Source organism: Streptomyces sp. NPDC060000 (genome assembly GCF_042737375.1).
Classification (GTDB): domain Bacteria; phylum Actinomycetota; class Actinomycetes; order Streptomycetales; family Streptomycetaceae; genus Streptomyces.
The window spans coordinates 23,815-32,960 of record NZ_JBHWUU010000102.1 but is presented as its reverse complement, the minus strand read 5'-3'; the positions used below and the strand labels follow the sequence as shown (position 1 = coordinate 32,960).

Genomic DNA, 9,146 nt, shown 5'->3' with positions numbered 1-9,146 from the left:
GGCCCCGGGTACGCCCTGAATACCGGCCTCCGCCGTGGCTACTTCTTGCCCTTGCCGGATCCCGCGTTCTCGTCGCTGCTCAGAACGGCGATGAAGGCCTCCTGCGGAACCTCCACGGAACCCACCATCTTCATCCGCTTCTTGCCTTCCTTCTGCTTCTCCAGCAGCTTCCGCTTCCGGGAGATGTCACCGCCGTAGCACTTGGCGAGGACGTCCTTGCGGATGGCGCGGATCGTCTCGCGGGCGATCACCCGGGAGCCGATGGCGGCCTGGATCGGCACCTCGAAGGCCTGCCGCGGGATGAGCTCGCGCAGCTTGGCGACGAGCCGCACACCGTACGCGTACGCCGCGTCCTTGTGGGTGACCGCAGAGAAGGCGTCCACCTTGTCGCCGTGCAGCAGGATGTCGACCTTGACCAGGCTGGAGGCCTGCTCGCCGGTGGGCTCGTAGTCCAGGGAGGCGTAGCCGCGCGTCTTGGACTTCAGCTGGTCGAAAAAGTCGAAGACGATCTCCGCGAGCGGGAGCGTGTAACGGATCTCGACCCGGTCCTCCGAGAGGTAGTCCATGCCGAGCAGGGTGCCGCGCCGGGTCTGGCACAGCTCCATGATCGACCCGATGAACTCGGAGGGCGCGAGGATCGTGGCGCGTACGACGGGCTCGTACACGTCGTCGATCTTCCCCTCGGGGAACTCGCTCGGGTTCGTGACCGTGTGCTCGGCACCGTCCTCCATGACGACGCGGTAGACCACGTTGGGCGCGGTGGCGATGAGATCGAGCCCGAACTCGCGCTCCAGCCGCTCACGGATCACGTCGAGGTGCAGCAGGCCGAGGAAGCCGACGCGGAAGCCGAAGCCGAGGGCGGCGGAGGTCTCCGGCTCGTAGACCAGCGCGGCGTCGTTGAGCTGGAGCTTGTCGAGCGCGTCGCGCAGCTCCGGGTAGTCCGAACCGTCGAGGGGGTACAGGCCCGAGAACACCATCGGCTTGGGGTCCTTGTACCCGCCGAGGGCCTCGGTCGCGCCCTTGTGCAGGGTGGTGATGGTGTCACCGACCTTGGACTGCCGGACGTCCTTCACACCGGTGATCAGATAGCCGACCTCACCGACGCCGAGGCCGTCGGCCGACTTCATCTCGGGGGCCGAGACACCGATCTCCAGCAGCTCGTGGGTCGCGCCGGTGGACATCATCCGGATGCGCTCGCGCTTGTTGAGCTGGCCGTCGATGACACGCACGTACGTCACGACACCGCGGTAGGAGTCGTACACCGAGTCGAAGATCATGGCGCGCGCGGGGGCGTCCTGGACGCCGACCGGGGCGGGGACCTCGGCGACGACCCGGTCCAGCAGCGCCTCGACGCCCAGGCCGGTCTTGGCGGAGACCCTGAGCACGTCCGCGGGGTCGCAGCCGATGAGGTTGGCGAGCTCCTCGGAGAACTTCTCGGGCTGGGCGGCCGGAAGGTCGATCTTGTTCAGTACGGGGATGATCTTGAGGTCGTTCTCCATCGCCAGGTAGAGGTTGGCGAGGGTCTGGGCCTCGATGCCCTGGGCGGCGTCGACGAGGAGGACGGTGCCCTCACAGGCCGCGAGCGACCGCGAGACCTCGTAGGTGAAGTCGACGTGCCCCGGGGTGTCGATCATGTTGAGGATGTGCGTGTTGCCCGGATCCTGACTCGGGGCCCAGGGCAGGCGCACGGCCTGGGACTTGATCGTGATGCCGCGCTCGCGCTCGATGTCCATGCGGTCGAGGTACTGAGCACGCATCTGCCGCTGATCGACCACTCCGGTCAGCTGCAGCATGCGGTCGGCGAGCGTGGACTTGCCGTGGTCGATGTGCGCGATGATGCAGAAATTGCGAATCAGAGCCGGGGCGGTACGGCTCGGCTCGGGCACATTGTTAGGGGTCGCGGGCACGCAGGGTCCTGTCTCTTGAGGCGCCTTGTGCCTCGGGTCGGATCGATACGTAGGCTCCATGGTCCCACGGGCGGCGACCGGGGACCGGTTTGGGCCACTCGCGGGGCCACTGGTAGTCTGGGCAGCTGTGTCTCGTGCCCTCTCAGCACGAGGCCCTTCTCCTCGGAGAACTTCTCGGAGAGCACTTTCCCGGAAGGACTTCGAGGCATCTCGGAAACTCATCGGTACGGGACCCGTAAGGGCTCGTGCCTGAACCTGAAAAGGCTCATTCGTGGCGAACATCAAGTCCCAGATCAAGCGGATCAAGACCAACGAGAAGGCTCGGCTGCGCAACAAGGCCGTCAAGTCCTCCCTGAAGACCGCGATCCGCAAGGCCCGCGAGGCCGCTGCCGCGGGTGACGTCGAGAAGGCCACCGAGTACCAGCGCGCTGCGGCGCGTCAGCTCGACAAGGCCGTCTCGAAGGGCGTCATCCACAAGAACCAGGCCGCCAACAAGAAGTCGGCGCTTGCTTCCAAGGTCGAGACCCTCAAGGGCTGAATCCCTTATCTGATCTGATCTGATCTGATCGCCGGAGGGGTCCAGCGGGCCCTCTCTCATCCGCTCCCGTCCGGCACCCCCGAGCCTGTACGCGGCCTGCGTTCGCCACGCGGGTACGGGCTCACCAGCTTGATCGATCTGAACCGGAGGCCCCGGCTTCCGCCCTTCCCCAGGGCGGGAGCCGGGGCCTCCGTCGTCGATCGTCACCCACCGAAGTCGCCGATCATGGCCAGAGCTCGCCCATCACGGCAAGGCGGTCGTCGCTCACGACCAGAAGTCGTTGCTCACGTCGATGTCCTCGACGCACTCGTCGAGGTCGCTCATCTTGTCGCCGACGATCCGGAAGACGATGCCCCCGTTGTCGTCCATGTGCTTGCCGTTGCGGTCGGCGGTTACGCGGTGCAGGGAGACAGCGTGCCCCCGGCCGTCGACGAGTACGGTGCGCAGGTCGACGCGCAACGACCCGCCCGTCTCCGAGAACAGCCTGCCGTACATGTCGATGACCGCGTCGAGGCCCTTGAAATCCCCGGAGAGCATGTGGGAACCGGGCACATGGTGCGTACAGTCCCCCGTCATCATGCCGCGCAGGGCATCCATGTCTCCGCGCGTGAAGGCCTCGTATCCCTTGCGGACGAGAGCCGCGTGCGGGTGTTCAGCCATGTCGATCGCCACCTTTCGCATGCGTCGGCGATGTGCGGCCGGTACCTCCGATTCTCCTCCGCACCATGCGAACGGCTACTGGATCACCCCGGAGGCACTTGGTGCGGGCGGGCTACCCGCCTCCCCCCGGCCGGCGGCTACCCGCGTCCCCCGGATCGCGCCGCCCGTGCGATGGCCACGACGGCCTTCTCGAGGGCGTACTCGGGATCGTCGCCGCCGCCCTTGACTCCCGCGTCCGCCTCGGCCACGGCCCGCAGCGCGACCGCCACCCCGTCCGGTGTCCAGCCCCGCATCTGCTGGCGCACCCGGTCGATCTTCCAGGGCGGCATGCCCAGCTCCCGCGCGAGATCGGCCGGCCGGCCACCGCGCGCCGAGGACAGCTTGCCGATGGCCCGCACTCCCTGGGCGAGCGCACTGGTGATCAGCACGGGCGCGACTCCGGTCGCCAGCGACCAGCGCAGCGCCTCCAGCGCCTCGGCGGCACGCCCCTCCACCGCCCGGTCGGCGACGGTGAAGCTCGAGGCCTCGGCCCGCCCGGTGTAGTACCGCCCGACGACGGCCTCGTCGATGGTCCCCTCGACGTCGGCGACCAGCTGGGACACCGCCGACGCCAGCTCCCGCAGATCACTGCCGATGGCGTCGACGAGCGACTGACAGGCCTCTGACGTGGCCGACCGCCCGGTCACCCGGAACTCCTGCTTCACAAAGGCCAGCCGGTCCGCCGGCTTGGTCATCTTCGGACAGGCCACCTCCCGCGCCCCCGCCTTGCGCGCGGCGTCCAGCAGTCCCTTGCCCTTCACGCCCCCCGCGTGCAACAGCACGAGCGTGATCTCCTCGGCGGGCGACCCCAGGTACGCCTTGACGTCCTTGACCGTGTCGGCGGACAGGTCATGCGCGTTGCGTACGACCACGACCTTGCGCTCAGCGAAGAGCGACGGGCTGGTCAGCTCGGCGAGCGTGCCGGGCTGCACCTGGTCCGGAGTCAGGTCGCGTACGTCCGTGTCGGCGTCGGCGGCCCTGGCGGCGGCCACCACCTCCTGCACGGCACGGTCGAGCAGCAGGTCCTCCTGGCCCACGGCAAGCGTCACCGGGGCGAGAGGATCGTCATTCGCAGTCTTCCTGGCCATCCCCGAAAGCATCCCACGAGCCACTGACATCCCGACGACGGTCCACCGGGCACCGCCGCCGGGCCACGCGCCGCCGGGCCACGCGGCCACCGACGGTCGACGGGGCACCGCCGCCGGGTTACCGGGCCGCCGACGCCCGGTTCAACCGACGCCAGGTTCCACCGACGCAGCACGGCCGTCGGGCCCACGGGCCCGGGGGCGACGAGCCGCCGACCCCGGAGCGACGGGCCACGAGCCACCGACCGCGACCGCGGACCACGAGCACGAGCCACGGGCACGGGGCGCGCGGGGCGCGCGGACAGGGCCATGGGCGACGGGGCGACCGGGGCACGCGGACAGGGCCATGGGCGACGGGGCGACCAGGGCGCTGGACCACGGACCACGCGGTGCACGGCGCGCGCGGGGCGACGAGGCCAGGGCCACGGGGCATGGGCCACGAGCCACGGTGCACGGCGCGCGTGGGCGAAAGGACAGGGCCACGGGGCCATGGGTCACGGGGCGACGATGCCTCAGGGTTCCTCGCGCCAGCCCTCCCACTCCCCTGCGAACTCGTCCAGCGCCGCCGCGTCGAGCTGCTCCTCCTCGTCTCGCAGCAGGACGAGCCACTGCGCGTCCTCCGCGTCGTCCTCCCCCGCCAGCGCGTCCCGGACGACCCTCGGCTCCTCGCGTACCCCGAACCGCTCCCCGAACTCCTGGGCCACCTCTTCCGCAGCGTCGCGATCGGGCAGCACCAGCACATGTCTCACATCACTCACGGGACCATTTTCCGACACGCGCTCAGGAGGCGGTGACCCGGCAGACCTGGCAGACGGCCCGGCAGTCGGTCGAGAACCCACTCAGCCCTCCTCCGCCCTCACTCACGCGTCACGCGCAGTTCCCCGCCCGTGCCGGTGGTGACCGCCAGTGCTCCGTCCCGGTCCGTCCGCAGCACCTCCGCCCCTCCCGCGCGCAGTGCCGCGACCGTGCTGGGCGCGGGATGTCCGTACGGGTTGTCCGCGCCGCACGAGATCAGCGCCAGTCGCGGGGCCACCGCCCGTATGAGGTCCGGATCCTGGTAGGCCGAGCCGTGATGGGCCACCTTGAGCACGTCCACCCCACGCACCAGCGGTGCCGCCGACGATCGCAACAGCGCCCGCTGGGCCGGGGGTTCGAGGTCTCCGAGCAGCAGCATCCGCAGCCCGGCGACCCGCACGAGCAGCGTCACGCTCGCGTCGTTGGGCCCCTCCGGCCGCGGCGCCGGGTCCGGTGGCGGCCACAGCACCTCCCAGTCGAGAGCGCCGATCCGCCGCCGCTCCCCTGCCCCGGCCCGTACCACCGGCACGTTCCGCGCCGCCGCCTCCTTCCGCACGAACTCCACCTGGTCCACGGGCTCCTCGAACCCCGTCGTCTGGATCGCCCCCACCGCCCGGCCCCGCAGCACCCCCGGCAGCCCGGCCACGTGATCGGCGTGGAAGTGGGTGAGCACCACGAGCGGCACCCGGGTGATACCGAGCTCGCGCAGACACCGGTCGACCAGTACCGGATCCGGCCCCGCGTCCACCACCACGCCGGCGCCGCCGCCCGCCGCGAGGACGGTCGCGTCGCCCTGCCCCACGTCACACATCGCAAGCCGCCAGCCCGGGGGTGGCCAGCCCGTGAGCACCCGGGTCAGCGGCGGCGGTCGCACCACCACGAGCAGAAGCAGGACCCCGCAGACCGCGCACAGCCACGGGTACCTCGACAGCCGTCGCCCCAGCAGCACCACCGCGCCCGTGACCAGAGCGAGCAACGACGCCCCGCCCCAACCCCCCGGCCAGTCCACTCCCCCGCCGGGCAGAGCCGCCCCGGCCCGCGCCACGCCGGCGATCCACCCGGCCGGCCAACTGGCGCACCACGCCAGCGCCTCGGCCACCGGCATCGCCACGGGTGCCGTCGCCAGCACCGTGAAGCCCAGCACCGTCGCCGGCGCGACCGCGAACTCCACCAGGAGATTGCAGGGCACCGCCACCAGACTGACCCGCGCCGACAGCACGGCCACGACCGGCGCACACAGAGCCTGCGCGGCTCCCGCGGCCGCCAACGCCTCCGCGAGCCGCGGGGGCACCCGGCGCCGTCGCAGCGCGGCACTCCAACGTGGTGCCAGCGTCAGCAGGGCCCCGGTGGCCAGCACGGACAGCAGGAACCCGTAACTCCGGGCCAGCCACGGGTCGTACAGCACCAACAGCAGCACCGCTGTGGCCAGCGCCGGGATCAGGGATCTACGGCGGCCGGTCGCCAGGGCGAGGAGCACGATCGCTCCGCAGGCCGCGGCGCGCAGCACACTCGGGTCGGGCCTGCACACCACCACGAACCCGAGCGTGAGCACAGCGCCGAGCAGCGCGGTCGCCCGGAGCGGGACGCCGAGGCGAGGTGCCAGACCGCGGCGCTCGACGTGCTGGGCCAGCCCCGGCGGGCCGAGGAGCAGGGCGAGGATGATCGTGAGGTTGCTGCCGGAGACGGCGAGGGTGTGCGCCAGGTCCGTCGCCTTGAACGCCTCGTCCAGTTCGGGTGTGATCCGCGAGGTGTCCCCCACTACCAGCCCCGGCAGCAGCGCCCTCGCGTCCGCCGGGAGTCCGTCGGTGGCCGTGCGCAGCCCCGCCCGCAACCGTCCCGCCAACCGCTGCGCGCCCGAAGGTTCCCGCACGACCGACGGCACCGCACGGTCCCGCACCCGCAGCACGGCCGCGATCCGGTCCCCACCGGCCAGCGCGGGCACCAGCCGCCCGGTCACCCGCACCCGCGTGGACGGCAACAGTTCGAGCCACGAAGACCCCTCCCGCGCCCCGGAACCCCACGCACGACCAGGCACCGGGCGACCGGGCACCTGACGGCCCTCGGCTTCCGCCCTTGTCCCACCCGCGCCCCGGTGCGAGCCGACGTCCACCAGCATCAGCACCGGGGCCCGCGTCGCCACGGCGGTCCGTGCCGTCCCCTCGACACTGCGCACCTCGGCGTCGATCAGGACGGAATCCGGCGTCACATGGTCCCCTCTGACTCGGGGCCGGGTGAGTCGTGGGTCGGAGGTGATCTCGACCTCGGCCGTCACGGTCGTGTACTCCCGCGCCAGCTCCGGCACCGGCCCCCGGCGCAGATCGGCCCCGTGCAGCCCGGCCGACGCGGCAGCCGCGGCCACGCAGAGCAACGAGGCGGCGACGGTGACGCGGGGCCAGACAGCGCCGACCGGGCGGCGGACCGGGCGCAGGCCCCAAGCCCGGCGAGACAAGTGGCCGCCGCCACCAGCGCCACGGATCTCCCCACGGCCCTCTCCAGAACCCTCCCCACGGCCCGTCCCACGGCCCTCTCCAGAACGTCCCCTGCGGCCCCCTCGGCGGATCTCCCAACGACCCTCTCCAAAACCCTCCCCACGGCCCGTCCCACGGCCCTCCCCACGGTTCTCCCCGCCTCCCTCGCCAGGCCCCGCACCGCGTCCCGCTTCCCGACGCCTCGCGATCAAAAGGGCGCCGGCGGCCAGCAGACATGCGGTCACGAGGCCGACCACCCACCCTGGAGACGCGTCCAACGTCAGTGCCGCCGTCGCCCAGGCCGCGAGCGCAGGCGGCACGAGCCGTAGATCCACCGGCCCTTCCTGACGCGGGTTGGCGGCGCCCAGCCGCTTCCCGGAGGCCGCGTGCACGGCTCGGCGGGCGGGCGATCCGGGTGCGGGCCGCGCACGGACGACCTCGGCGTCTTCGCTCCTCATGGCCGCACGAGGTTCCGCAGGTCGGCGAAGCGCCGCTCGCCGATGCCGTTGACCTCGCGCAGTTCGTCCACCGATCGGAAACCGCCGTGCTGGGTGCGGTAGTCGATGATGTGCTGCGCCAACACGGGTCCCACGCCGGGCAGCGTGTCGAGCTGGTCCACCGTGGCCGTGTTGAGGGAGACCGGGGCCTGGGGACCGGCGCCCGGGCCGGCACCGCCGGAACCCGCCGCTTGTGCACCCGCTCCCGGGCCGGCGGTCCCGGCCTGCGGGACGGGAGCGCCGACGACGACCTGCTCCCCGTCGACGAGGAAGCGCGCGCGGTTGAGACCGTCGGTGTCGGTGCCCGGTCGCACCCCGCCGGCCGCCCCCAATGCGTCGGCCACCCGGGAACCGGCCGGGAGGCGGTGGATCCCGGGCTTCCTCACCTTGCCGCTCACATCCACCACGATCTCGGCCCCGGCCGTGCTTCCGGTGCCCGTCGGGACGGTGGACGCGCCGGAAGTGGCTGGCCCGGCAGCCGAGTTCAGCTCGCCCGCGTCGTAGGGTGCGGCGGCGCGGACCACCTCGGGTGCCCGCACCGGCTGGGCCCGGCCGACCCAGAAGTGCTGCACGGCGAAGGCGGCGGCGAGGACGAGCAGCACGGTGAGCGCGAGCACACTCCTGCGTTCCAGTCCGCAGCGCGTCTGCAACCACACCGGCATCCGCTCCCGCAGAGCAAGCCCCGCCCGCTCCTGCCAAGCTTGTACGGCAGAGGGGGCACTCCGCTCACGAGCTTGCTCGCCGTCGATTTCACCCTCGCCCTCGGCGTCGGCACCGGCACCGGCACAGACGTCGACATCGGCATGGACGTACCGCTCATTCCTGTCGCCGGGCTTGCCATGCCTGCCAGGCGTATCGGGCTTGCCGGGCATGCCGCCCGTCGGCCCGTCAGGCCTCGCCAGAGCACCCGGCGGCCCCATCCCCATCTCCCCCGGATCCCGGTCCCGTTCGGAGAACAGCACCTTCGCCCGGCGACGGATCTCCTCCGCCGTGGCATGACGGTGTCCGGGCGGGCGTGCGTTCCGGTGTCCGGTCCGTCGTCCGATGCGGCTGCCGCCAGGTGGACGGATACGGTGGGAACGGCCGTCGGAGCCGGGGTCCCGGCCGGGGCCACTGGTCGCGTTACTGCTGCGTGAGCGTGATCGAAGTGCCATGCG

At 71.8% G+C, this 9,146-nt stretch carries 7 protein-coding genes; 1 reads left to right on the top strand and 6 read right to left on the bottom strand.

What is annotated here, in order from left to right; genetic code table 11:
• Positions 1 to 38: 38 nt before the first annotated feature.
• A complete protein-coding gene (gene lepA, locus ACFWBB_RS37590) occupies positions 39 to 1,907 on the bottom strand; it encodes a translation elongation factor 4 (protein ID WP_385282164.1) in 1,869 nt (622 codons plus the stop codon).
• A 271-nt stretch (positions 1,908 to 2,178) separates the two neighbouring features.
• Here lepA and rpsT point away from each other — a divergent pair, with 271 nt between their 5' ends.
• Entirely contained in the window at positions 2,179 to 2,445 is a 267-nt protein-coding gene (gene rpsT, locus ACFWBB_RS37585) for a 30S ribosomal protein S20 (protein ID WP_020127768.1), read from the top strand.
• A 264-nt stretch (positions 2,446 to 2,709) separates the two neighbouring features.
• On the opposite strand, the gene ACFWBB_RS37580 is transcribed toward rpsT, so the two are convergent.
• The 5 genes from ACFWBB_RS37580 to ACFWBB_RS37560 form a co-directional block, all read right to left on the bottom strand.
• The gene (locus ACFWBB_RS37580; RefSeq protein WP_385282161.1) at positions 2,710 to 3,105 is read right to left on the bottom strand and encodes a nuclear transport factor 2 family protein; all 396 of its coding nucleotides are present in this window, start codon (positions 3,103 to 3,105) and stop codon (positions 2,710 to 2,712) included.
• Between the two features lie 137 nt (positions 3,106 to 3,242).
• Positions 3,243 to 4,232, bottom strand: a complete 990-nt coding sequence (holA, locus tag ACFWBB_RS37575) for a DNA polymerase III subunit delta (protein ID WP_385282158.1) — start codon at positions 4,230 to 4,232, stop codon at positions 3,243 to 3,245.
• A 509-nt stretch (positions 4,233 to 4,741) separates the two neighbouring features.
• Positions 4,742 to 4,987 (bottom strand): hypothetical protein, encoded by a 246-nt coding sequence (locus ACFWBB_RS37570; RefSeq protein ID WP_385282155.1) that lies wholly within the window; start codon positions 4,985 to 4,987, stop codon positions 4,742 to 4,744.
• Between the two features lie 98 nt (positions 4,988 to 5,085).
• Positions 5,086 to 7,950 (bottom strand): ComEC/Rec2 family competence protein, encoded by a 2,865-nt coding sequence (locus ACFWBB_RS37565; protein WP_385282152.1) that lies wholly within the window; start codon positions 7,948 to 7,950, stop codon positions 5,086 to 5,088.
• Positions 7,947 to 9,143 carry a helix-hairpin-helix domain-containing protein gene (locus ACFWBB_RS37560; protein ID WP_385282149.1) on the bottom strand — a complete coding sequence of 399 codons (1,197 nt, stop codon included), beginning with the start codon at positions 9,141 to 9,143 and terminating at the stop codon, positions 7,947 to 7,949. The genes ACFWBB_RS37565 and ACFWBB_RS37560 overlap by 4 nt, the downstream gene beginning before the upstream one ends.
• Positions 9,144 to 9,146 lie beyond the last annotated feature (3 nt).

What these genes read in the sequence shown, in the direction of transcription:
- holA (WP_385282158.1), bottom strand. Translation starts at nt 4,232, where the DNA reads ATGGCCAGGAAGACTGCGAATGACGATCCTCTCGCCCCGGTGACGCTT.
- ACFWBB_RS37565 (WP_385282152.1), bottom strand. Translation starts at nt 7,950, where the DNA reads ATGAGGAGCGAAGACGCCGAGGTCGTCCGTGCGCGGCCCGCACCCGGA.
- ACFWBB_RS37560 (WP_385282149.1), bottom strand. Translation starts at nt 9,143, where the DNA reads ATGGCACTTCGATCACGCTCACGCAGCAGTAACGCGACCAGTGGCCCC.
- ACFWBB_RS37580 (WP_385282161.1), bottom strand. Translation starts at nt 3,105, where the DNA reads ATGGCTGAACACCCGCACGCGGCTCTCGTCCGCAAGGGATACGAGGCC.